Source organism: Bacillus sp. M6-12, assembly GCF_002860285.1.
Taxonomy (GTDB): Bacteria; Bacillota; Bacilli; order Bacillales; family DSM-1321; genus Peribacillus.
Genome location: NZ_PGVF01000003.1, coordinates 261,513 through 286,819, shown reverse-complemented (window position 1 = coordinate 286,819; position 25,307 = coordinate 261,513). Strand labels below are relative to the sequence as shown.

Genomic DNA, 25,307 nt, shown 5'->3' with positions numbered 1-25,307 from the left:
AAAGAGGGGGCAAAATTGTGAGAAATGAGAAGAAAAAGCTAATCATACCATACATACTGCCAGCAGTAGCCTTATATCTTGTCTTTTTCATCGGACCTGCAATCTACGGTGTTTGGATAAGCTTTAATGAATGGAATGGGTTTACTGAGAACATGACTTTTGTCGGACTGAAAAATTATATCAAAATATTTGGAGATCCTATTTATTGGCAGTCTTTTGGTAATATGATGCTCATTTTATTTGTTGGAGGCATTTTTGTTCTCTTAATAGGTTTTTTATTTACAGCTCTTATGAGCCAAGGTGTAGCAGCCAAAAAAGCCATACGTGCAATTATATTTTTCCCTCAGATCATCGCACCTATAGCACTGGCGGTCGTCTGGAATTATTTGTATCGTTTTGATATTGGCTTTTTCAATTCAATATTAACGGCTATTGGGATGGATCCAGTGAATTGGACGGGTCCTAAAAATATTATGAATTCAGCGTTAATCTCAATTATTTGGTACAGTACAGGTTTCTATGCGATCATCCTTTTAGCAGGAGTCGATAAAATCCCTAATACAATATTTGAAGCTGCACGTGTAGAAGGTGCATCCACATTCCAAATCTTCAGGAAAATTACCATTCCGCTAATATGGGATGTAATCTCGATTGCAATTATCCTTTGGGGAATCAATGCTATCCGTTTGTTTGATTTCTTGTTTGCATTTGGGGGTCCAGAACCGCCAACACGGATATGGAACACAGCCATGTACCAATTTATCCTTGGATTTGGACAGCGAACCCCCATTTATCAATTAGGATATTCCAGTGCAATAGCTGTATCTATGGTAATAATAGTAATGCTGTTTGTTGTTACGGGAAGAAAAGTATTCAAACGGGAAGTATATGAGCTATAAAACTTGTATTCTTGCAAGTTTGAAAGGAGTGTAAATGTCGTGATATCAAATAGAATTAGTGCTTTGTCCATCCTTGGGAAGTTATTTTTATATCTGTGGACACTGTTTATTTTATTTATCTTAGGCTGGATCATATTGGCCTCGTTAAAAACCAATCAAGAACTATTTAAAGGTTTTTGGAGTCTGCCTGAAACACTGCAATGGGGAAACTATTATATTGCATGGGTCCAATCCGATTTAGCATCTTATTTTTTTAACAGCCTTCTTGTTGTAACGGTCAGTGTAATTGGAATCGTCGCAGTAAGTGCGCCAGCTGCTTATGTGCTTTCTAGATTTAATTTTTTCGGAAAAGAATTTTTAACGAATGCATTTGTTGTGGGAATCGGTATTCCCTATCAGGCTGTAATAATCCCGATTTATTTATTATTGATGAAAATCGGATTAATTAATTCATTTACAGGTTTAATCATCGTTTATATCGCTTTATCGCTGCCTTTTACAATCTTTATTCTGACAGGATTTTTTCAAAGCTTGCCTTCAGATGTTGAAGAAGCAGCTATCATTGATGGAGCGAGTGAAAATGCAATTTTCTGGAAAATTATGCTTCCAATGGCCCGTCCAGGCTTAATAACTGTTGCAATTCTAAATGCTGTGGGGCTATGGAATGAATTTTTGCTGGCGAAAGCTTATATTAATGTGAATGAAAAATATACATTGTCCGTCGGTTTATATCAGTTTTATCAATCGATGCAATATAACTCTGACTGGGTCAGTTTGTTCGCCGGTGTTGTTATTGTAATTTTCCCGATATTAATTTTCTATCTATGGCTGTCAGATAAAATTATCGCAGGAATGACAGCAGGCAGCGGTAAATAGTATAATATAACCTATTTAGAGGAAAAAGTTTGTTAGTGAAAGGAAAAAAGCATGAAAAAGTTAGACACAGCGGGTTTTGTACCACTATATCATCAGCTAAAGGAAATCTTAATTGAGGATATAGATAATAACATTTTGAATCCAGGCGATAAAATCCCCTCTGAACATCAACTATGTGATCAATATAACGTTAGTCGAAACACAGTAAAGAAAGCGATAGAAGATTTGGTTCAAGAGGGTTTTCTTTATCGGGTGAAAGGCACAGGCACTTTTGTAAGCATGCCTAAAATTGAACAGTCCTTATCGGGATTTTACAGTTTTAGCCAAGTGCTTAAGGAAAAAGGACTGAAGCCAAAGGATATTATTATCGAGATAAAAAAAGAAACAGCCACGAAGAAGATTGCAAATGCTCTCAAGCTAAACAAAGGAGATCAAGTAGTAATGCTGCAAAGACTCCGATGTGCCAATGAGGAACCAATTATTTTAGAGTCCTCCTATTTACCGGCAGATAAAATTAATGATATAGAAAAACTGTATATGGTTGGGGAAACTCCATTATACGAAATTCTGGCAAATGAATTTAACATTGTTGTTGGATCTGCAAAAGAAACATTTGAACCGGTATTAATACGGAAATATGAAGAAATCCACTTAGGAATAAAAGAGGGAAATCCTGCTCTATTGCTGGAAAGAGTAGCCTATGACCGAATGAAGCAGCCAGTGGAGTTTTGTAAATCAATCGTTCGCGGTGATCGCTGCCGCTTTTACACAGAGTTAATTTAACTTTGTGTTAATTTTTAAGAAGGGTTGACCCATCAACGGGTTATACATAAAAGGAGGAAAAATTAGATGGCATTCGTATCAAGTAAGGAAATTTTGAATGATGCTTATAAAAACAATTATGCTGTAGGTGCATTCGCAGCACATAATCTAGAAATATTAAAAGCGGTCGTGAGCAGTGCAGAAAAATTACAAGCTCCAATATTAATTCAGACAACCCCAGGAACAGTGAAATATTTAGGATTAGAACGTACAGTAAGCTTAGTTAAAGCTACCGCTGAAAAGGCGAGTATCCCGATCGCTCTCCATTTAGATCATGGAGACTCTTTTGAAACGGCAATGAAATGCCTTCATGCAGGATATACATCCATCATGATTGATGGATCACATTTGCCATTTGAAGAAAATATTAAACTAGTTAGAAGGGTTGTTGATGCTGCCAAACCTATGGGAGTACCAGTGGAAGCTGAGCTGGGAACCATTGGGGGAGTGGAAGATGATCTTGAGATAGACGAAGCTAATGCGTTATTAACAGATCCAACCGTTGCCAAGGAATTTGTTGAGCAAACAGGAATCGATTTTTTTGCCCCTGCCTTTGGTACAGCGCATGGTTTATACAAAGAAGAGCCCAAATTGCGTTTTGATTTACTGGAAGAGATTCGTGAAAGAGTAGATATTCCGATTGTCATGCATGGTGCATCAGGCGTTCCGGACGAAAGCCTAAAGCGCGCGCTACAATATGGTGTTGCCAAAGTGAATTTTTCTACCGAATTAAAGGTTGCCTTTGTTGAAGAGTTAAGGAGATATTTAATAGAAAATCCAAAAGCTGAGGATCCGCGAAAATACTTTGTTCCGGCAATGGAAGCTGTTTCTAAAATCGTTGAAAGTAAAATAGAACTTTTAGGTTCACCAAGCCGGGTCGGCGTAAGGTAATCAAGATAGTACCTATACTAATCCCGTTAAAACGAGCACTAATTCGGTGAAAACGAATGCAAGTTCCGTGTAAACCGATTATATAAATCTGTTAATAATTTATTGGATCATCCTTTTTAAAAAAGAAAGATCAAAAATTGCTGTCGTTAATTAGTCTGTCAAGAATTTTCCTAATAGTCTGAAATACTGTTCGGAAAATGTTTAGCAAATATATGTTTTTTCATCACAATTTCAGAAAAAAAGGAAGAATTACTGGAGGAGAGGAAATAATGAACACGCATACTTGGAATGAAATTACGAATCAAGATGAGGCACTTCAAAAAACATTGAGTGTAATGAGAAATTTTGTATTGGATAATAGTAAATCCACCGACGTCCATGTTTTTACTGGATGTGGAACTTCATTCTATTTGGCACATTCTGCCGCCAAGTATTTTCAGAAAGTAACTGGTAAAACGGCAGCAGCCGTTCCTGCTTCTGAAATCTTTATGGACGAAAACAGTGTGTTTTCTAAAGATAACACTTATCAGCTTATTGCGATTTCGAGATCAGGAACAACCTCTGAGGTTGTAAAAGCTTTGGATTATGTGAAAGAAGCCGGGAATATAGAAACACTGGCACTCACTTGTAATGAAGCAAGTGAAACGGCAAAGCTGGCTGATAAGAGCATCGTTTTAGATTTTATTAGTGAAAAAAGCGTGGTAATGACTCAATCCTTCACAAATATGCTTTACTCACTTCAACTATATGCAGCGATTGTTGCAGAATCAGAAGATGTAAAATTTGCTCTAGGCAACGTTCCAGAATTATCCTCACATATGCTCGAAGACAAAGATAAGCTTAAATCCTTAGCTGGCGACAGCAAATATACAAGATATGTATTCTTGGGTGCAAGTGTTTTTAATGGCATTGCAAAGGAAGCTACATTGAAATTAAAGGAAATGACTCAAACTGAATGTGAAAGCTATTCAAATCTTGAGTTCCGGCATGGACCTATTTCAATCGTGGATACATCCACAGTTGCAGTATTATTGTCCTCTGACGCATCCGAAGTATTTGATGGAAGCCTGGTAACAGACATCCAGGAAAAAGGCGGCAAAGTAGTCGTATTTGCAAAAGAAGGTTCATCAGTAACAGGAGATATTACAGTCTCTATCCCAACTAAGTTAGGATCTGATGAAGTAATGGCAGCATACATGCCGCATCTTCAATTATTGGCATACTTTAAAGCTGTTTCCTTAGGTCTAAATCCTGATGAGCCTAGAAACTTAACGCAGGTAGTGAAATTGAATTTTTAGATGATATAAGGCAGGAATGAGGAATTACTTATGGGTTATACATTGGCGGTAGATATTGGAGGTACGAAAATAGCAGCTGGAATCTTAAATGAACAGAATGTATGGGTTTCTGATTTTACACTCGAAAGTAATGTATCGACCTCTGACAGCATGTTTGACTCCGTATTAGCCAGTATCTATCAAGCTATTGAACAAGCAAATTTATCAATAAATCAAATTGATTTTTGCGGTATTACGATACCTGGCCAAGTAGATGTGGAAAATGGAATAGCTATATACCAAAATAACCTGCCTTGGAGAAACTACCCAATAGGGGATTTATTACGAGAAAAAATGCCAAATTGCAGGATAACCTTTGAGCATGATGTAGTAGCTGCCGCACTTGGAGAGTATTCCATCAGAAATATCTCGGATAAATTACTTGTGTATATTACTGTGAGTACGGGACTTTCAGCTAGCATCATAAATAAAGGTACCCCATTAAGAGGTACTGGTTTTGCCGGTGAAATTGGTTTTTTTCCGGTAAAGGATAAAACTCTTGAAACCTATGCATCTGGGTCTGCCATGCTGAAAGAGTTACAGGCAGAAGATCCGAATTCTTCACTTGCTAAAGCAATGGCTAAATGGCAAAAGGTAGACCAAAAGTTAGCACAGTTTTTTGACGAAAAGGCCTCTCAGATTGCTTTGGCTCTATTTAATGTAACCGCTATGCTGGATCCCCATCATATTGTGCTGGGTGGCGGGGTTATTAATAACCAATTAGAATTCTATCAATTAATTAAAAGCCACTATAAAGCACTTTGTACTCATCCAATTCAGCAAAACTGGACTGCAAGAATAGAAAGAAGTATGTTAAAAGGGAAATCTGGGTTATATGGTGCAGCCATGAAAGCCAAAAATAGTCTGTAAAACATTCGAACATCCAGAGGCCATTCTGCTTCTGGATGTTTTTAGGAAGGATTGATTATGTTTGAGCAATTTATTATTAAAAAATGCAAACATCCATACAGGTGAAGAAGAGCTGCTCCATGCTTCTATTTATATTTCAGAAGGAAAAATAGTGGAAGTCGGAGACTATGATCATTTAATAGGGAAAATAGAAGATTGCCAAATTATTGATTGCAAGGATAAAGGGTGGCTGCTTCCCGGGATGATAGATGTCCATATTCACGGTGCAGGCGGGCATGATGTAATGGATGCTACAGCCAAGGCCTTATCTGGCCTATGTACGCTGCTGCCGAAAGAAGGAACAACTTCATTCTTAGCTACGACTATGACACAGTCAGAAACAAATATTGAAAAAGCTTTGGTGAATATTTCTTCTTTCCTTAGCGAGGATAATAAAAATGGAGCGGAAATCATAGGCGTCCACCTTGAAGGTCCATTTATTAATCCGGAGAAAAGAGGGGCACAGCTGGCAGAACACATCCAAACTCCGGATGTTGAAAAGTTTAAACGATGGCATTCACTTTCTGGTGAGTCTATAAAATTAATCACTATTGCACCTGAAAAAGATAAGGAATTTCAGTTGATAAAATACCTTAAAGAATTAGGTGTAACCGTTTCAATGGGACATACCAATGGTACATACAAAGAAATGTCAGAAGCAATTGCCCATGGTGTCACCCACGCTACCCACTTGTATAATGGAATGTCAGGCTTACACCATAGGGAACCGGGCGTAGCTGGTGCAGCGCTGCTTTCAGATGATGTAAGTGTAGAGCTTATTCTGGATGGATTTCACGTCCGTCCGGAAATGGCTGAATTAACATACCGTATAAAAACTGCTGATAAAATAATTCTAATCACTGATGCTATGCGTGCCAAATGTTTAGCAGATGGAACTTATGATCTGGGCGGACAGGTAGCTACCTTAAAAGACGGTAAGGTAGAAAATCAAGAAGGATCCCTTGCCGGAAGCGTTCTGAAAATGAAAGATGCAAGAAATAACTTTGCTCAATGGATTGATAATGACCTTTCCGTATTAACGAAGATTACGTCTGTAAATCCAGCAAAACAGATAGGGGTTTACGATCGGAAAGGCTCCATTCATCCAGGCAAAGATGCGGATATAATCATGGTAAATGACTCAGGGGAAATAATACTCACGATTTGCAGAGGCGAGGTTTGCCATGAGGAGATTTCTTAGACTTTCCTCAAAAAGAATACCTTTCTAAAGCTTCCCCTATTTTGTTTTTTTAGGTAATTCATTAAAAAACCCCTAAAAATTTCTGGAGAAGAAACATTATTATATATGAATTTAAAAATATATTAATTTGTTCTAAAAAATGTAAGTTATTTTATTATTTGGCCTGTTAATGGGGGCGGCTGATTTCCGTTCCAGGCGCCTCGCTTTCCGCGGGGCGGGCGGTGAGCCTCCTCGCCGCAGGCTCCTGCTGGTTCTCGCCTGGCCCACTGCTCCCGCAGGACGATGAATTTGCATCCTCGATTTAACACCGCACGAAGGAAATGAGTCCGTTGCTGATCGATATCCTGCTTAACCAGCTTCCATAACTTAAGGTAGGAGCCAATGCAGTCGTGCCAGAGCGGAATGTACTCGCAGGCAACCGAATTAATGCGGTGGAATGTCTTGAAGAACTCTCTAACATCAAAGAAATCTCATCGACGTTCCTGGTTGACAACGACCAGCAGCGCCGGAAAAATCCTCAATCCAGCAAGCAGCAAATCTATCGGGAATCAAACCAACAGGTGATTGACGCCATCAACCATATCCTGCAAATCACTCAAAAAAGCTCTCTATTTGGCAACTTTGATGAAACAGATCTGTTGAATATCCTGAGTACAAGAGGCGTAACCGTCATCTCAACCAGCACTATAACAGATGCCAAAACGACTGATGAAGTTTCCCGCCGAATACAGCAGTCGTGGGCAAACTCGGTTTTTTGCCCAGTTGAATCGGAAGGAGTCATTCGTGCAGGGCTCATTTACGAAGAACCAGAGAATGATTCAAAGCTGAGCAATCTCCCATCGATTTTCGAGAGGGTTGGTGAACCGATTGAATTATTTGAAGGGACCTATATATCCGAATCAGACACATCCATCACGACCATTTTTTCAGGACAAAGTTTCCCAACGAGGAGGCTCCAGATAATGGAAGATATGCTGACCAAAAACAGGGACCGGCTCATGTGTCTACTCCAAAAGAACATACGCAGAAATATGAGTCCAAAATCGCCTGGGCATCCAATCTGAAAGCCAGAAACAATGACAGGCAGACTCGGCCGGTCAATCTAAAACCAACAAAATTCAAAAATTAATTCCACACTGGGCCTTCCCAGTGTTTTTTTTGAAATAAACGGCAGGATTAACCCTATATATACAGAAATGGAAAGGGATCTGATTAAAGACATGGTTAAATAAACTATCTGGGGGAATATGATTAATACAATTAAGGATGGAGATGGTGATATGAACACAAAATCGGTAAAGCTCGGAAACACTGAAATTTCCTATTTCGATATCGGGGAGGGCAAGCCAATAGTCCTTCTTCACGGGTTTGCTGGAAGTAAGCTGTACTGGGAAAAGGTGATCCCGGAATTTGACGACAGCCATAGAGTGATCGTTCCGGACTTTCCAGGTCACGGTGATTCTAGAATGGGACAGGAACAATACTCGATTGAGGAAATGGCTGATATCATAAAAGAGCTGCTGGAATACATAGGCGTTTCAAAGGTGACGATGTTCGGCCATTCGATGGGAGGCTATGTCACACTGGCTTTTGCTGATAAATACCCTGAATTGCTTGATGGCTTTTCCCTTGTACACTCTACCGCGAACAGCGATTCAAGGGAGGCGAAAGCAGGCAGGGAATCCAATGCGAAGAAGGTAGTGGAAGAGGGGCTGGACATTCTCATCCACGGGTTGGCCCCTAAACTGTTCGCTCCCGACAATGTGGAGCAGTGCAAGGATGAAATTAATCAGGTTAAGAAAATCGGCCTTTCCACGTCAATAAAAGGTACGGTTAATGCACTCTTGGCGATGAAAGAGCGGAGGGAACGGAACGATGTCCTTGAGAACACTGACCTTCCCGTTCTTCTGGTTGCAGGTGAATATGACCAGGTAATCCCTCCTGAAAAAACCTTTTCAGTGGAAAAACCAAACATTGAGCACCATCTCATCCATGGTGCGGGGCATATGAGTATGTATGAAAAGCCGGAAGAGTTAATAAAGGCTATGAAACAGTTTTTGGAAAAGAATTAAAGATGGAATACCTGCCTGGAACTTACCGGGCAGGTTTTTTGCTGTTATGCACATCAGAGGGAATGAGCTCAACTACTTAATTATAAATGGAATTACTACCAGAGAATTAGAAATTGCTCCACTGTTGCAAGACAAAGGGTTGAAATCGTTTAGGGGGTACGTAATAATTTTTTGGAAATACCTTCAACATTTGAAAAAATGAGGATCATCAAAGGGCGGACGGGTGAGTTAACGCCCGAATCTTTGGCAAATACGTTGTTAACCTTGAGCGAAGGCGGGCTTTGTTATGAGCTGAATCCTCTCTTTTTTCTTTTTTTAAAGGAAAATGGTTTGAAGGTTTGGATGGTTCGGGGGGCGGTGTATGACCGCTTGTCTGAGGGGTGGAGTGCGACGGGGATGACGCATGTAGCGGTTCTGGTTGAGCATAAGGGTGAGGTTTATCTTGTTGATACGGGGTTTGGCGGCAATCTCCCGCTTGTACCTGTGCCGCTGAACGGGGATGTGGGTGTTTCGGAGAACGGAATGTTTCGGGTTGAGCGTGCTGATACGGAGTTCGGCGATTATGTTTTCTATATGAAACTTAAGGATACTTATTGTATTTGATTCGAAGGAAGCGAAAATGTTGAGGAGTTGGGCGGCGTCCAGGAGATTATTGTGGGGAGCCCGGGGTCGGCTTTTAATAAGAAGAAATGTACTATTCTCATTATATATATAATAATAATAATAATAATAGATGATAGGAGGTTGTTGTGTTGGGGCAAAATTATGAAAATCATAGAAAAGTGGACCCGATCTTTCATTTCGGGATTGTTTTTCTTGGACTTATTTCGCTAATTTTATCGATTGTGTTTTTCTTTCAACATCTTAGCAGTCAGTGGCTGCTGAGTGTGATTGTGCTAGGGTTTGCACTGATGTTTTTATTAATAGCAGTGAACCTTAGAGGGTATGCGCTTCTGCTTCAGGACCGCATCATCCTCAATGAAGAAAATTTCCGTTATTATCGTTTGACGGGGAATACTTTGGACTCCAAGCTTTCCTCGAAGCAAGTAATTGCACTAAGATTTGCAGGAGATGAAGAGTACCTGGAGTTAGTTGAACGGGCGAAGTCAGAGAATCTGTCTCCGGGTGACATTAAAAAAGCAATTCGGGAATGGAAAGCCGATCACCATCGGGTATAATGAAAAAGAAACAGCTTCCTCATGGCTGTTTCTTTTTTCGGATAAAATTTATTAGAATACAAGGTATTTTACTCTTCAAAGGAGACTTGTGATGCATAACAGCATAATTGTAGATGTTAAAGGGTTAAGAAAGCGATATGGCTCGTTCACTGCTGTAAATGGCGTTTTCTTTCAGGTGGAAAAAGGAGAAATTTTCGGTTTGCTTGGCCCGAATGGTGCTGGGAAAACGACTACTATTGAAATGCTGGTTGGTCTAAGAAAGCCAGATGAAGGAACGGCCACACTTGCAGGCTTTGATGTGAAAACAGAAGTGAATAAAGTCAAAGAGGTCATCGGGGTCCAGCTTCAGTCTACCTCTTTATTTGAGTTATTAAAAGTAGAAGAGATCTTAAAGTTGTACGGAAGCTTTTATCCAAGTCATGTGAATATTGATGAATTGATTGGCGATATGCTCCTAACGGAAAAACGGAACGACCGTATTAAAGGGTTATCTGGCGGACAAAAGCAGCGTCTCGCGATTGCGCTGGCTCTTATCCATGATCCGGATATTGTGTTTCTCGATGAACCAACGACTGGCCTCGATCCACAAGCAAGAAGAACCCTTTGGGACATCGTCTTACGTCTGAAGGAAAGGGGAAAAACGATCATTCTCTCCACGCACTATATGGACGAAGCCCATGTACTCTGTGACCGCGTCGGAATCATGGATCAAGGCGAACTGATTGCTCTCGATACGCCCGCTAATTTAGTAAAAAAACTCCAGTCTGCCAGCACCGTAGAATTTCATTTGAGCAATCCGCCTGAACGAGAGTGGTTTTTAAAAATGGAGGGAGTAAAGGAGGTATCCATTAAGGATACGTTTGTCCAGCTATATACGGATGACCTGCAGTCGGCCTTAACTTCCTTAATCCAGGCTTCTGAGGAACACCACTTCAAAATTGAGGATCTGCAAACACGCTTCGCGACATTAGAGGATGTTTTCATTCATATGACAGGAAGGAGCATCCGGGAATCATGAGGGCATATTGGCAATTAACGCTAGCGCAATTACGGATTTTTGCTCGCAACAAACAAGTCTTATTCTTTACTTTACTGTTCCCGATCATCTTAATGCTGGCGCTTGGTTCCTTCGCCGGAAAAAGCAACAATCTATCGTTAACCTTAGGTGTAATCGATTCTGACCAAACAGCAGCATCAAAGGACTTAAAAGAATTGTTTAAAAAGCATGAAGGACTCAAAACCATAGAATATGAAAAGATTAAAACTGGAAAAGAAGCTGTGAAAAATGGGGACATCCAGCTTCTCGTGGTTATCCCAAAAGGATACGAAGCAAAGGTGAGAAATGAGAAGCAAGCATTTTCCCTTTCCGTCTATTATAATGAGAAAAACCTTGCAACCTCGGAGCTTGGACTAACCGTTGTAAACGGAATCATCGATCAATACAGCAAAGATCTTGTAGGCTACACGCCTTTGGTAACAGTTGAAAAAGTGGGCATTGAAGCCATGAATATTCGTTATGTCGACTTTCTCGTACCAGGAATCGTCGCCATGATGATCATGAGCAACAACATGAACGGAGTCGCCGGCCAAATCTCTGCCTGGCGAGAAAGAGGAATCTTGCGCAGAATGCAAGGTACGAGACTGAAAGCCTCAACTTTTATCGCCGCTCAAATCACGGCTCGCTTACTGCTCAATGGAACGCAAGCTCTGCTAGTGGTGCTCATCGCACATTTCGTCTTTAGCATTGATGTCGCTGGTTCATGGCTTTCCTTACTCTTTTTCATCATACTTGGCACGCTTGCATTTATGTCACTTGGGTTTGTCATTGCCGGAGTCGCAAAAAATCCGGAAAGTGCCGGCCCGATTGCCGGTTTTGTTACGTTTCCGATGCTGTTTCTTGGCGGCGTGTTCTTCCCAATCAGTAATATGCCGGATATCATTCAGCCATTTGTGAAGGTTCTCCCGATTTCTCATCTCAGTTCTGCACTGAGGGAAACAATGAATCTTGGAACATCCTTCCTTGAATTGGGGACGGAAACTCTTGTATTAGGCTGTTGGTTAGTCGGCGGGTTTGTATTGGCAAGTTACGTGTTTAAGTGGGAGTAGGGTGGAAGAAAAGGACTGAATCAAATAGATGATTCAGTCCTTTATTTTTTTAAGGGCTCATCTACTGGCAAGAGTCTTAAAGAGGGGACCATTATTTCAATAGGTTCATTGATTTAGTTGGATTATTTTGAGTATAATAAGGACAGGAAATAGCATACATTAAAAAAGACCGTTGGAGCGGCAACTCCAAACGGTCGATTCAATAGACGGTTCCCATTCAAGGGCGATCAGCTATAAAGCAGGATAATCCACCTTATGCTTCCAGGCTCAAGGGTGGATTATTTTTTTTGTGGTTAAATGACAGAACAGCCAGGATCAAGCTAGTAAAAGTACAAGCAAACATCAAAGCTTCAAACACCGTCATCAGCATCACCCCCTTTCTATAGGGGAATGCTGACCACCCTTGAGAAACCATATTCTATTGTCTTCCTAGTATATCATGCATTTCGGCACTGTTTGAAAGAGTATTAAAAATAATCCTCGCCTAAAATGAAAATAAGTTTCCACTGTGAGAAAAATCAGTCCCCCGTTAACGTAAAGTACAAGGGGACTGACTCCACACTTTTGTCAATAGACTAGAAACCCTCAGCTACTGTATTAATTGTTGTATATAAGCTGAAATAAAAAAGTAGTCCTGATGTGTATCAATGTTATCTGAACAAAAAAACTAAAAACTATTGTCTTGGTTACGCTTTCGTGTTAAGTTTAAAATCGAATATGTGACATATTTGTGAAACCAATTTATTCTATTTTTAATACGAAAACAGCGACCCTGTTGATCGGTTAAATAATGTGTATTTATTCCTTTTAAGACAGTGGGTACTTAGCAGCGCACCTGTATAAGGCAAACCGTCGTAATAATTCAATGAAGGATCCTTCCAAAGGAACCTTATATTGGATTACGACGGTTTTTTGTTTTCTGGAGTATCTATGCGATTAATCTAGGGGGAAAACAAATGAAAGCAGCAAAAAATCGTTGGCTTATTGCATTGTCCGCAGTTGGAATTCATATTTCCATTGGTTCGGTATATGCATGGAGTAATTTTACAGCTCCATTAAAGGACATGTTTGGGTGGTCGGATTCAGAGGTAGCACTTACTTTTAGTATTGCTATCCTATTTTTAGGTCTCTCAGCTGCATTTTTGGGACACTTTGTAGAAAAGTATGGTCCAAGAAAAGCAGGATTACTAGCGGCAATTTTCTTTGGAATTGGTATAGCTGGTTCTGGTTTAGCGGTGGATATTGGTTCAAAGTACATGCTTTATGTGTTTTATGGAGCACTTGGCGGAATTGGACTTGGAGTTGGTTACATTGCACCTGTTTCTACTTTAGTAAAATGGTTTCCTGATCGAAGAGGTTTAGCAACTGGTCTTGCTATCATGGGATTTGGTTTTGCGGCAGCCATTGCAAGCCCAGTTATGAACTCATTGATTGAATCTGTAGGTGTAGCGAATACATTTTATATTTTAGGTATATCATATTTTGCTATAATGACTCTTTCATCATTATATTTAGAGAGGCCTGCTGAAGGTTGGTTACCAGAAGGGTATAAAGCGAAAATTGAAAGCGGTAAGGCAGAGCCACCCATGGAATTGTCACAATTAATGGCGAATGAAGCAGTAAAAACAAAGCGCTTCTGGTATTTATGGTTCATGTTATTTATCAATATCACTTGTGGTATTGCCATCTTAGCAGTTGCAAAACCACTAGCTATGGAAAGTATCGGAATTGATATGGCAGCCGCAGCAGCATTAGTTGGTGCAATCGGTATTTTTAATGGCTTAGGTCGAATTGGCTGGGCTTCTTTATCTGATTATATTGGACGACCAAATACCTATACGGCATTTTTTGCTCTGCAAATCATCATGTTCTTCTTTTTACCGCAAGTATCCATTCAATGGTTATTCATGGCAATGCTTATTGTCGTTTATACTTGCTATGGAGGAGGTTTTGCATCTATTCCAGCATATATTGGAGACTTGTTCGGTACAAAACAACTTGGAGCCATCCACGGCTATATTCTAACGGCTTGGGCTGCCGCTGGGCTGGCTGGTCCTCTATTCACAGCATGGATTAAGGATACTACTGGCAGCTATGCAGGAAGTTTAACTTTCTTCTCAGGATTATTTGTAGTAGCTTTATTGATTTCCATATTAATAAGATTTGATATTAAAAAGTTAAAAGTAGAGAAGACTGGGAATCTAGGCCAATCCAAAAAGGCTGTATAATATTTAATAAATTTAGTGTAAGATAGGGAAAAACGGTAAGTGAGTTGAAAAGAGTGAACAAGTACGAAGCTGAATTTAGCAATATAGTTCGAGCGTTCCGCAAAAAACATATGGGAAAAGGTCCTAGTCAAGTTCGAACCACCTTCTCAAAAAACTGGGCCATCTGTGAACTGGAGGGGAATCTGTCCCCTATTGAAAAATTCATTGCGACAGCGGAAGATGGTCGTCAAATGCTCCGCGCTGCCCGCACAGAAATGGTGAAGGAGATTTATAAAAAAAATCACCCCGTTGAGATGGAAGAGTTGCTTGGAACAAAATTCGTCCGGGTGTTTGTTGATATAGATATTGAGTTAGATATTGGCATGTCCATTTTCGTGTTTGAAGATAACCTTGAAGAGAAATTTAATATTTGATAAATTGTAACTGTTAGAATCAGTTATATATTGTTGGAACTTGGCAGCGAACCTGTTAAAGACTAACCACCTGAAGTTTTTCATCCTAATTACACAGGAAGAATTCTTTTGGTGGTTTTTTACTGAGAAAACTTGTAAATGGAGGAAATAATTATGGGGAAAACAAAACATCCAGGACCGCAAAAGAAAGCATTATTACCTGCACCTAAGTACTGGGTCAGTCCCATTCCATTTGGATTAGGAAAAATTAAACCAAAGCATATACGCGACACGATGAAGATCGCTTACGATAATAAAGACAATTTAGGTTATGCTACTCGTATCATTACAGAGGGAGTGTGCGATGGCTGTGCATTAGGCGTATCTGGCTTATATGACCAAACCTTAACAGGTCCACATCTTTGTACGACTCGCTTAAATGTTTTAAGACTTAACACCATGCCAGCAATCAAACCAGAAATTCTTCATGCTGACATTGACGAACTTAAAAAGTATGATAGTACGGAGCTTCGTAAACTGGGGCGTATTCCGTATCCAATGATTCGTCGTAAGGGTGAACGTAAATTCTCTCGTATTACATGGGATGATGCCATGGACATGATTGCTGGGAAGATGAAAAACCTAAATCCTAAGCAATATGCGTTCTACTTAACTTCTCGGGGAATTACGAATGAAAACTATTATGTAGCTGCCAAAGTGTCACGATTTTTAGGGGCAAACAATATCGATAATGCTTCCCGTATTTGTCATTCTCCAAGTAAAACGGCACTAAAGCGCTCCATTGGGGTGGGTGCATCCACTGCGAACTATTTGGATTGGATTGGTACAGACGTTCTTCTTTTCTGGGGCAGTGTTGCATCCAATGCATCACCAGTTTCTTCTAAATACATGCTGGAAGCTAAGAAAAAAGGCACAAAGATTATTGTGATTAATCCATACCGTGAGCCAGCAATGGAAAACTATTGGATTCCATCTAATCCAGAATCAGCTTTATTTGGAACAAAGCTGGCAGATGATTTCTATCAGGTAAATATCGGTGGTGATATTGCCTTTATGCATGGAATCATGAAGCATTGGTTTGATATGGAAGCAAAGCAACATGGTTCTGCCATCAATCATCAGTTTGTACAAGATCATGTAAACGGGTATGAAGATCTAAAAGCAAAGGTACAAGAGCAAACCTGGGAACAAATCATAGAATCATCAGGTGTACCAAAAGAACGTATCATCGAGTTAGCGGAAATTTTAGCAAAAGCAAAAAATGCTGTATTTGCATGGGCACTTGGTTTAACGATGCATTCCTTTGCTACTGATAACATTTCACAAGTTGCTAACTTAGCTCTGCTGCGTGGCTTCCTGGGTCGAAAGAACTCTGGTTTAATGCCTTTCCGTGGTCATTCCTCTGTACAAGGTTCAGGAGAAATGGGGGCAGATCCATTTGTCTTGCCAGGTGGAGACTTTTACGGTGAAAATATTGAGCGCATTGAAAAGCTTTGGGGCTTTAAACTTCCACGTTGGCAAGGAGATATTGTTGGTGTTACGCTTGAGAATATCATGCTGCCAGAAAATCATGAAAGAAAAGTGAAGCTCTACTACCTAAGTGGCGGGAACTTCCTGGAAACCATGCCAGATCCAATTTTTGTGGAAAAGGCACTTTCTCAGTTAGAGATTCGGGTGCATCAAGATATTATCTTAAACACTTCTACTCTAGTAGATGCAAAAGAAGCGGTGATTGTTCTGCCAGCAAAGACTAGATACGAGCAAGAAGGCGGCGGAACGTCAACTTCAACGGAAAGAATGGTCTACTTCTCTCCAGAGATTGAAGGAAATAAGAATCGTATTGAAGAAGCGCGTGAGGAATGGAAAATTTACATTGACTTGGCCAAGCGTGTAAATCCTGATATGGCACATTTGGTGGACTTCAGAGACGCACAGGCAATTCGTGACGAGATAGCGTTAGCTAATCCAAATTACGATGGTATTCAGCACCTTAACAAAAAAGGTGATGTGTTCCAATGGGGCGGCGCATGGCTTTGTGAAGATGGGATTTGTCCAACTCCAGATGGTAAAGGGACATTAATTAATGTAGATATTCCTGATATGGGTAGAAAAGAAGGTCAGTTCCTGCTAACTACTCGTCGTGGAAAGCAATTCAACTCAATGGTGTTTAGCGAAAAGGACCCCTTAAATGGTTCTGACCGTTACGATGTGTTGATTAATGCAGATGAAGCTCGATTATATCGTATTGCAGATGGAGAAGGGATTGTTGTTTACAACAAGCATGGAGTGTTTCAAGGACGTGCGAAGTATGCTGATATTACACCTGGTAATCTTGGTGTCCACTTCCCAGAAGGAAACTTTTTATTGCCAAAAGGAAAATATGAAAAGTTTGCTGGCATTCCAGATTATAATATTGCGGTAACTGTAGAGAAAGCAGAGCGCTATAATGCTCGTAAAGATACACAATATCTCGAGAAAGCAATTCCGGATTTAGAAACGGAAGTTGGCTGATTTCTAGGAGGGTACAGAAATGGAAAACGAATTTGACGATGTGACTATCTCAAGGAGCATTATGAGATTTGATGGACAGGATTTTTTTGAGAAAGAGGATGATATCGCTGTTGAATTCCCGCTAACGGTGATGTTAGATGGGCAGGAATTTGCCACCATGGTCTGTACCCCAGCTGATATGGAAGAACTCGTTGTTGGTTTTTTAGCTTCAGAAGGTGTGATTCGAAGGTATGATGAAATTAAATCGTTAACAATTGACGACTCTAAAGGGTTTGCTTATGTTGAGCTAGTTACCAAGAAGGAGATGCAAAACCACCTTCACTCCAAACGCTTTATTGGTTCATGCTGTGGGAAAGGACGTCAGTTTTACTTTTACAATGATATGAAAACGGCAAAAACGGTAATGAGTAAAACAACTATTACCGGCCAAGACTGCCAGAGGCTGATGAAGCTTATGCAAGAAAGTTCATCACACTTTCAGCACACTGGCGGCGTTCATAATTCGGCTTTGTGTACAAAAGAAGGGATCGTAGTTGCACGGACGGATATTGGTCGGCACAATGCTTTAGACAAAATCTTTGGTTATTGCTTAATGAATCGCATTCCGCTGAGGGACAAGGTTATTGTATTTAGTGGGCGAATCTCTTCAGAAGTATTGCTGAAGGCAGCTAAAATCGGTGTTGGAATTGTACTGTCAAAATCAGCTCCTACTAATCTAGCACTTGATTTGGCTGAAGAATTAGGCATTACAGCTGTTGGATTTATTCGTGGTAAAGAATTTAATGTTTACACACACCAAGAACGTATTATTGGTGCCTAATCTGATTCCTAATTAGATTTTATAGGATAGTGATAATAATTAACTTTGGAAGATTGGAGGATTTGAATAGTGAGCAACACAAATGCACATGTTTCAGATCAACTCAGTCGTCCTCTCCGTGATTTAAGGTTATCAGTAACGGATCGATGTAACTTCAGATGCCGTTACTGTATGCCTGCAGAAATCTTTGGTCCTGATTATCAATTTCTCCCCGATGAGCGGCTGTTAAGCTTCGAAGAGATGGAACGATTAGTCAGGATCTTTTCCTCTTTCGGTGTTAAAAAGCTGCGTATTACTGGTGGTGAACCATTGTTACGCCGTGACTTAGCTAAATTCATTGAACGTGTTCGTTCTGTTGAGGGAATCGAGGATATTGCGATGACGACGAACGGTACACTTTTAAAGAAGTACGCCAAGGATTTAAAGGCAGCAGGACTAGATCGAGTAACTGTAAGCTTAGATAGTTTAGATGATGAACGATTTGGACAATTAAATGGCAGAGGTTTTAAGGTACAACCCATTATCGACGGAATGGATGCAGCAGCTGAGGCAGGATTGGGTGTAAAAGTTAACATGGTAGTGCAAAAAGGGTCAAATGATCAGGATATCCTTCCCATGGCACGCTTCTTCAAGGGGCGGGGATATACCCTTCGCTTTATTGAATATATGGATGTAGGAAATTCAAATGGATGGAAGCTGGACCGCGTAGTTCCGAATAGCGAAATTATTAAGCTGATAGGGAAAGAAATGCCGCTGGAAGCAGTTAGTTCAAATTATTTTGGGGAAGTTGCAAAACGTTATCGATATGTAGGATCTGATGCAGAAATAGGATTAATTTCATCGGTTACTCAAGCGTTTTGTTCTTCATGTACACGAGCACGTTTATCAGCGGAAGGCAGGTTGTATACGTGTTTATTTGCATCAGAAGGAACAGATATCCTAGGCCCCTTGCGGGCAGGTACATCAGATGATGAGCTTCGGGAACTTATCCATTCCGTTTGGGAAAAACGCACGGACCGGTATTCAGAAATACGTCTAAGCAATACAGAACCTCTTCCGAAAAAAGTGGAGATGTCACATATAGGTGGATAAGATAGACGCGCACGATAAGCCATAGCTTACGTGCTTTTTTTATTGGTGTAAGAAGTTATTTTTTTTGATTTGATTGAAAAATAAGAGGAGTAAGAACTCAGGGTTTCTTCGGCAGACCTAGCAGGAATCGAACCTACCTGTGAACGCATGTGCCTCTTAAGCGTTTTTGGTGACTACCTACAATGTTAAAAAAAAAGTCCACTTTTGCTGCCCTATCCTACCCCTACAGGAATTATTTCTATTAGGATCATGGTCCGTTGCTTACTCTAAACTATATTAATATTATGTAAACTGGAGAGGATAAAGTTTTCACTTCTTATAAAACGGATTTACATAAATATGGGGATTCCTTTAAATAATATAGAAGGATATGAATTCCTTTGTAATAGGGAGGTGATTAGATGTTCTTCAAAAAACGAAAGATTAGAAAGATTAGAAATAATAAAGACAAACAGGCCGTGAATGAGAATTCACAAGATATTGGCCAGCTGTTTGCTAAGGTTAAAAAATCCAGTGATTTTAAACAATTTCCACTTACGGATGAACCGGGACTTTTAATCATTTCTTACTACAATACACTGATCGATCAACAACAACTCCAACTGAAAATTTTAATGATTTTCCGAGAGACCCCTTTTGAACTAGACAGGCTAGAGAAAATTGATGACATAAAGAAAATCATCGCAATAGAAGATATTGTAATAACGGAAAATCGGAACGAAGCTGAATCAAAGTTACTTAAAGGGTATGCGATACTTCAAATGAAGGAAAATGATCAAAGGGTTGCTTTAATTCTCTTATCTAATGATAAAGCTGGATTGCGTGAACAAAATAACGTTGAAAATGAGTTTAGTGTGGTGGGGCCACAAATTGGGTTTCTTGAGAATATTGATGTAAATTTACATTTATTAAGACAACAAATAAATACAACTGATCTAATTACGAAGGAAATAAACATTGGTTCTATTTCAAATACTCGAGTTATTATTGCTCATATTGATGGGATTACGAGTGAGCAGCATGTTAATACCATGACCCAACGGCTTCAAGATATTGATTTTGATGTCGTTTTTGATACTTCTCTGCTGCATCAAATTATAGAAGATGATTCCCTTACACCGTTTCCTTTGCTTCTTCCAACTGAACGTGTGGATAGAGTGGTTCAAGCTCTTATTAACGGACAAGTAGCTGTTTTAAGTAGTGGGTCGCCATATGTCATTACAGGTCCTTCTACGATAATTGATTATTTTATTTCACCTGAAGATTACTTTCTCCCATGGATTCTTGGATCTTTTTTTCGTTTAATACGGGTATTCAGTGTGCTTTTCTCCCTTTTTGGAACATCTATTTATATAGCCGTTATCACTTACCATTACGAGATGATTCCAAACGATTTATTCGGTTCACTTAGTAATTCTCGTTATAATGTCCCGTTTCCACCGGTATTAGAGGTGATGTTTCTGGAATTCACGATTGAACTATTACGTGAAGCGGGAGTCCGGTTACCTACAAAGGTAGGACAAACATTGGGAATAGTGGGCGGTATTGTTATCGGCCAAGCGTCAGTTGAGGCGTCCCTTACAAGTAATGTCTTACTCATTATAGTCGCCTTATCTGCCTTAGCTTCATTTACTACCCCAATTTATAAAATGTCGAACACTATACGTTTTTTACGTTTTCCTTTAATTTTACTCGCATCTATTTGGGGGGGACTAGGTATCGTTATAGGGATTGCCTTTTTAATCATTCACCTTACACGGTTAGAGTCTTTAGGAACACCCTATACCGTTCCATTTTATCCTTTTAGGCCTGAGGATTTAACGGACAGCCTGATCCGTTCCCCTTATAGTAAAACATCCAAAAGGCCCAATTACTTACGTCCTAAATCAATTTGGAGATACCACCCACATACTAAGAAAAAAAAGAAAAGTGATTTTGATGAATAAACAGGAAAGGAAAATAAAGGTGAATTAAATGAAATTATGTTTTCTGTTAACTTTTAGCTTAACTTTCTTTTTATCAGGGTGTGGTATACATGAAAGGATCATTGATGAAGTTCAGATAATTGAAGCTCTGGGATATGATCGGGAAGAAGGCAAAGTCAAAGGAATTGCTATTTATCCTACTTTCGCAGAGAAAGGAAAAGTCAAATTGAATACTTATAAAACGGTGTCTGATTCATATGAAGACATACTCCCGAGAATGAATGCAAAATCAGCCTATCCTATTGAGACAGGAAAATTAGATTTTGTATTGTTCGGCAAGGAATATGCCACACAAGGGATCGAAGATGTTATCACTAATTTAGCCCGAAATCCAAATACGGGGAGTCGAATGCTGTTGGGCATTGCTAAAAACACAGCCGAAGAAATACTTCAATCCAGTAACCATGTGAATCTTTCATTCCATTTAAGTAAAAAAATTAATCAAAACATTGAAAATGGTAATTTGCCAAAAATGAATCTGCATTTGTTTTTGAACAATTTTCATCAAGAAGGGAGGGATCAAATTTTACCTTACTTTATCCTAGAGGAAGATCAAATTAAAATTGACGGGTTAGCCTTATTAAAGAACGGGAAGTACATAAATCATATTAATTTAAGAAAGTCCTTTATTCTAAAAACATTAATTGAGGGGTTTCAAAATGGGCAATATAAAACCAAAATCACACATAATAAAAAGGAAGGTTTTATTCTTTTGAAAAACCTGGATGCAAAAACTACATATACGGTTGAGAATAGCGATGGCATCCCTAGTATATTCATCGATTTAACCATCCATGCAGAGATTGAAAAAGCATCATCCTGGTTTGATTTGGAACAAGATAAAGATATTGTAAAATTGAAAGGAATTTTAAATGAACACTTTAAGAAAGAGGTCCAAAGTTTAATTTCACTGGCACAAGGATACAATGTAGATCCCATTGGGTTGGGAGAAAAGGTTAGAGCTAGCTCAAGAAATTGGGACTATCAACGGTTTATGGACATATATCCAGAAGTAAAAACCACTGTAAACACAAATATTTACATCCTAAATACAGGTATTGAAGAGTAAGTCTGCATGATTAAAGGAGGAACCACGTGAAATCATTACTTGACGAACGACTTTTAGTATCTTCCTTTTACGTTTTCTTTCTGATCTACACGAATATTATAGGCATAGGAATCATGAGTTTTCAACGAGATATAACGAAGGACGCAGGTTATGATGCATGGATGTCCATCGTTTTATCAGGTATAAGTATTCATATACTAGTTTGGATGATCTATCGTATTCTTGGAATTGCTAATAATGATGTCATACATGTTCACAATTTTCACTTTGGAAAATGGATTGGCGGACTGTTCAACATTTTTGTGATTTTCTACTTTCTTATACTAGCTTTAATTGTTTTCCGTGTTTATATTGAAGTTGTTCAAGTTTGGCTGTTTCCCTTAATGAAGACATGGCAAATAAGCTTCATTCTTCTAGTCCTCATTTATTACGTTGTATCCGGTGGATTCCGCGTGATAACTGGAATGTGTTTCTGGGGAACTATCATACCTGTTATTATCCTGTTTCCCCTTAATTTTTTTTCGTTGGAATTTGCCAATTTTGACAATTTATTACCTGTCTTTAACCACTCTGTTAAGGAAATCGTATCATCCTCTAAAGCTATGTTGTTTCAGTATGTTGGCTTTGAGACCTTATTCATGTTCTACCCATTCATAAAAAATCCAGACAGATCACAAAAATGGGCCCATTTTGGACTTTTGTTCTCAAGCTTACTTTATCTAATTATAGCGCTCATCACATTTGTCTTCTTTAGTGAAGGACACTTAAACCAGACAATATGGCCAACATTAGCTCAAATGAAAATTGCGAAATTCCCTATAATTGAAAGAGTCGAATTTATCGTTGTTTCGATTTGGTTACTTCTCATATTACCCAATATCAGTGTGAAAATATGGGCAGGTTGTCGTGCTATTAAGAAAGTAGCAAATGTGAAACAACGTATAAGTCTGTTCATTGTACTGGTCCTATTCTTTATTATAGCTAATGTGCTCAAAGAGAGGAGTCAGATAGATCGATTGAATGAAATGTATTCAAACATTGCTTTTTACTTTGTGTATGTATATATCCCTTTTCTCTTTTTGTACATTCATATTAAGCATAAAATAACTAAGTAGGATAGAAAGCTTCTAGAAACTTAAAATACAATCTGGGCAGGTCGTTTTGGAAGGATTCAACAGAAAAGGTCAGCAGTTACATTTGGGAAGGGGAACCATTCCAAATCACAGAAATTACAATGGATGATCCTAAACTAAGTGAGGTTTTAGGTTTTAGTTCGCTTTATTCCGTCGGGGATTTGTCACACTGATGTTCTAATACAAATCAAGCTTACCATTTTATATTTCACCATTGGTTCTTGTAAATTTATGTATCTTAACGCATTTTGTTGGTTTGAAGTTAATTAGGGGGTTTGTAGGAATGGGAGTAAGTAGGGTATGTGCAATTATACTTGGAATAAGCCTAAGAGATCTTAGTTTTAATATTAATTACAGATTCAAATAAGAAAAGAAAATTGAAGAGAACCATTTGATTGATTCAAGATGTTCTTCTTCAACTAACGAGTGCGGTACTAGCCCATCCGTTAGTCTGACTCCGACGAAGATTACGAAGAACTATATCATAAGTAAAAGAAAGTTTCTTTGTGTAATTAAAGCCGGCTGCGATCAGCAGTCGGCTTTATATTTATATCCTATTGCAATTATCGAATCACCGATTTATCGGGAAACGGCATTGTTTTTTAAAATCTCTGCAAACAGGTTTTTAAACAAAACCTTCTAGTACAATTTTTCCAATCGTCCTATTGCTCTCCAAAAATTTATGGGCTTGACGGAGATTTTCTGCTGAGATTGGTCCAAGGACTTCAGCCAGTGTTGTCTTTAATTTTTGTTGGTCCACAGCATCAGCAATACGATTAAGCAATAGATGCTGCTCAATCATATCATCTGTTTCGTAAACAGGGCGAGTAAACATAAACTCCCACACGAAGGTGACACTTTTTTGCTTAAGCAATTTGAGGTCCAGCGGAGAGGTTGGATCATCAATTGCGCACACAACTCCTTGCGGAGAAATAGCTTCGCTAATACCGGCCCAGTGTTTTTCCAAAGCATTCAGGCAAAAAATGTACGGAACGTTTGCAAATCCAATTGCTTGAAGTTGTGGAAGGAGCGGGTCATGGTGATTAATGGTATAGTCCGCGCCCATTGATTTAACCCAGCTAACAGTTTCCGATCGGGAAGCAGTCCCGATTACAGTAAGCCCCGCTTGTTTTGCAAGCTGAGTGGCAATGGAACCTACACCCCCGGCTGCACCAATGATCAGCAGAGCCTTTCCTTTGTTAGGGCCCGGATCTTGGGAAATAGACATTCGGGTAAATAACGCTTCCCAAGCTGTAATGGAGGTTAGGGGAAGAGCTGCGGCTTCCACAAAACTTAAGGAAACAGGTTTGCGCCCAACGATTCGTTCATCGACCAGATGGTATTCACTGTTTCCGCCTTGTCGTGCAATACTGCCAGCATAAAAAACTTCATCTCCCGGACGAAACAATGAACAGTCCGGTCCTGTCTCTTCGACGACACCTGCTACATCCCAACCTAGAATTTTAGGAACTTCCTCAACTCTTTCCTTAGGAGCTCGTACCTTTGTATCAACAGGGTTGACCGATATGGCCGCAACTTTGACCAAAATGTCACGACCCGTTGCTTTTGGTTTTTCTACAATTACGTCCACCAGGCTTTGGGGATTGTCAATTGGAAGGTAACGAGTTAATCCTACCGCCTTCATTGTATTCATGATGAACCACATCCTTTCCTTAATAGTATACCCGTTATTAGTAATGGCTTAAAATAATTACTATTAGCCTATCGTTTCTAAGCATCAGTGAAATTTAGTGAAAATAAAGAT

Annotated in this window: 22 protein-coding genes; 21 read left to right on the top strand and 1 reads right to left on the bottom strand. The window is 39.4% G+C overall.

The annotated features are described in order from the left end of the window. Window positions 1–17 precede the first annotated feature (17 nt). From CVD28_RS06435 to CVD28_RS06335, 21 genes are all read left to right on the top strand, one after another. Window positions 18–899, top strand: coding sequence for a carbohydrate ABC transporter permease (locus CVD28_RS06435; protein ID WP_101591534.1), 882 nt, complete (start codon window positions 18–20; stop codon window positions 897–899). A 39-nt stretch (window positions 900–938) separates the two neighbouring features. Beyond that, window positions 939–1,775 (top strand): carbohydrate ABC transporter permease, encoded by an 837-nt coding sequence (locus CVD28_RS06430; protein ID WP_101591533.1) that lies wholly within the window; start codon window positions 939–941, stop codon window positions 1,773–1,775. Between the two features lie 51 nt (window positions 1,776–1,826). After that, window positions 1,827–2,558, top strand: a complete 732-nt coding sequence (locus CVD28_RS06425; protein ID WP_101591532.1) for a GntR family transcriptional regulator — start codon at window positions 1,827–1,829, stop codon at window positions 2,556–2,558. Between the two features lie 66 nt (window positions 2,559–2,624). Further along, on the top strand, window positions 2,625–3,488 hold the full coding sequence (fba, locus tag CVD28_RS06420) for a class II fructose-1,6-bisphosphate aldolase (protein ID WP_101591531.1): 864 nt from the start codon (window positions 2,625–2,627) through the stop codon (window positions 3,486–3,488). Between the two features lie 269 nt (window positions 3,489–3,757). Next, a complete protein-coding gene (locus CVD28_RS06415; protein ID WP_180954004.1) occupies window positions 3,758–4,786 on the top strand; it encodes an SIS domain-containing protein in 1,029 nt (342 codons plus the stop codon). 30 nt (window positions 4,787–4,816) lie between these two features. Then, window positions 4,817–5,695: an ROK family protein gene (locus CVD28_RS06410; protein ID WP_101591529.1), complete on the top strand. Its 879-nt coding sequence runs from the start codon at window positions 4,817–4,819 to the stop codon at window positions 5,693–5,695. Between the two features lie 61 nt (window positions 5,696–5,756). Next, entirely contained in the window at window positions 5,757–6,935 is a 1,179-nt protein-coding gene (gene nagA / locus CVD28_RS06405; protein ID WP_101591528.1) for an N-acetylglucosamine-6-phosphate deacetylase, read from the top strand. Between the two features lie 389 nt (window positions 6,936–7,324). After that, a complete protein-coding gene (locus CVD28_RS06400; RefSeq protein WP_101591527.1) occupies window positions 7,325–7,999 on the top strand; it encodes a hypothetical protein in 675 nt (224 codons plus the stop codon). Window positions 8,000–8,182: 183 nt separating this feature from the next. Next, a complete protein-coding gene (locus CVD28_RS06395) occupies window positions 8,183–9,007 on the top strand; it encodes an alpha/beta fold hydrolase (protein ID WP_257985777.1) in 825 nt (274 codons plus the stop codon). 171 nt (window positions 9,008–9,178) lie between these two features. Beyond that, window positions 9,179–9,610, top strand: a complete 432-nt coding sequence (locus tag CVD28_RS06390; protein WP_101591526.1) for an arylamine N-acetyltransferase — start codon at window positions 9,179–9,181, stop codon at window positions 9,608–9,610. Window positions 9,611–9,759: 149 nt separating this feature from the next. Continuing rightward, a complete protein-coding gene (locus tag CVD28_RS06385) occupies window positions 9,760–10,185 on the top strand; it encodes a DUF6526 family protein (protein WP_257985776.1) in 426 nt (141 codons plus the stop codon). Between the two features lie 91 nt (window positions 10,186–10,276). Further along, window positions 10,277–11,203 (top strand): ABC transporter ATP-binding protein, encoded by a 927-nt coding sequence (locus CVD28_RS06380; protein ID WP_101591524.1) that lies wholly within the window; start codon window positions 10,277–10,279, stop codon window positions 11,201–11,203. Then, on the top strand, window positions 11,200–12,291 hold the full coding sequence (locus tag CVD28_RS06375; protein WP_101591523.1) for an ABC transporter permease: 1,092 nt from the start codon (window positions 11,200–11,202) through the stop codon (window positions 12,289–12,291). The genes CVD28_RS06380 and CVD28_RS06375 overlap by 4 nt, the downstream gene beginning before the upstream one ends. Before the next feature lie 956 nt (window positions 12,292–13,247). Continuing rightward, a complete protein-coding gene (locus CVD28_RS06370; RefSeq protein ID WP_101591522.1) occupies window positions 13,248–14,519 on the top strand; it encodes an L-lactate MFS transporter in 1,272 nt (423 codons plus the stop codon). 53 nt (window positions 14,520–14,572) lie between these two features. Continuing rightward, a complete protein-coding gene (locus CVD28_RS06365) occupies window positions 14,573–14,932 on the top strand; it encodes a DUF2294 domain-containing protein (RefSeq protein WP_101591521.1) in 360 nt (119 codons plus the stop codon). A gap of 153 nt (window positions 14,933–15,085) precedes the next feature. After that, window positions 15,086–17,443 carry an FdhF/YdeP family oxidoreductase gene (locus CVD28_RS06360; RefSeq protein ID WP_101591520.1) on the top strand — a complete coding sequence of 786 codons (2,358 nt, stop codon included), beginning with the start codon at window positions 15,086–15,088 and terminating at the stop codon, window positions 17,441–17,443. A gap of 19 nt (window positions 17,444–17,462) precedes the next feature. Continuing rightward, on the top strand, window positions 17,463–18,263 hold the full coding sequence (fdhD, locus tag CVD28_RS06355) for a formate dehydrogenase accessory sulfurtransferase FdhD (RefSeq protein ID WP_101591519.1): 801 nt from the start codon (window positions 17,463–17,465) through the stop codon (window positions 18,261–18,263). A gap of 69 nt (window positions 18,264–18,332) precedes the next feature. Further along, window positions 18,333–19,355 carry a GTP 3',8-cyclase MoaA gene (gene moaA, locus CVD28_RS06350; protein WP_101591518.1) on the top strand — a complete coding sequence of 341 codons (1,023 nt, stop codon included), beginning with the start codon at window positions 18,333–18,335 and terminating at the stop codon, window positions 19,353–19,355. A gap of 401 nt (window positions 19,356–19,756) precedes the next feature. Beyond that, the gene (locus CVD28_RS06345) at window positions 19,757–21,301 is read left to right on the top strand and encodes a spore germination protein (RefSeq protein ID WP_101591517.1); all 1,545 of its coding nucleotides are present in this window, start codon (window positions 19,757–19,759) and stop codon (window positions 21,299–21,301) included. A gap of 28 nt (window positions 21,302–21,329) precedes the next feature. Beyond that, complete coding sequence (locus CVD28_RS06340) at window positions 21,330–22,409, top strand: Ger(x)C family spore germination protein (RefSeq protein WP_101591516.1); 1,080 nt, start codon at window positions 21,330–21,332, stop codon at window positions 22,407–22,409. Between the two features lie 26 nt (window positions 22,410–22,435). After that, window positions 22,436–23,524 (top strand): GerAB/ArcD/ProY family transporter, encoded by a 1,089-nt coding sequence (locus CVD28_RS06335; protein ID WP_101591515.1) that lies wholly within the window; start codon window positions 22,436–22,438, stop codon window positions 23,522–23,524. A 643-nt stretch (window positions 23,525–24,167) separates the two neighbouring features. Here CVD28_RS06335 and CVD28_RS06330 read toward each other — a convergent pair. Next, the gene (locus tag CVD28_RS06330) at window positions 24,168–25,196 is read right to left on the bottom strand and encodes a zinc-binding alcohol dehydrogenase family protein (RefSeq protein ID WP_257985775.1); all 1,029 of its coding nucleotides are present in this window, start codon (window positions 25,194–25,196) and stop codon (window positions 24,168–24,170) included. Between the last annotated feature and the right edge of the window lie 111 nt (window positions 25,197–25,307).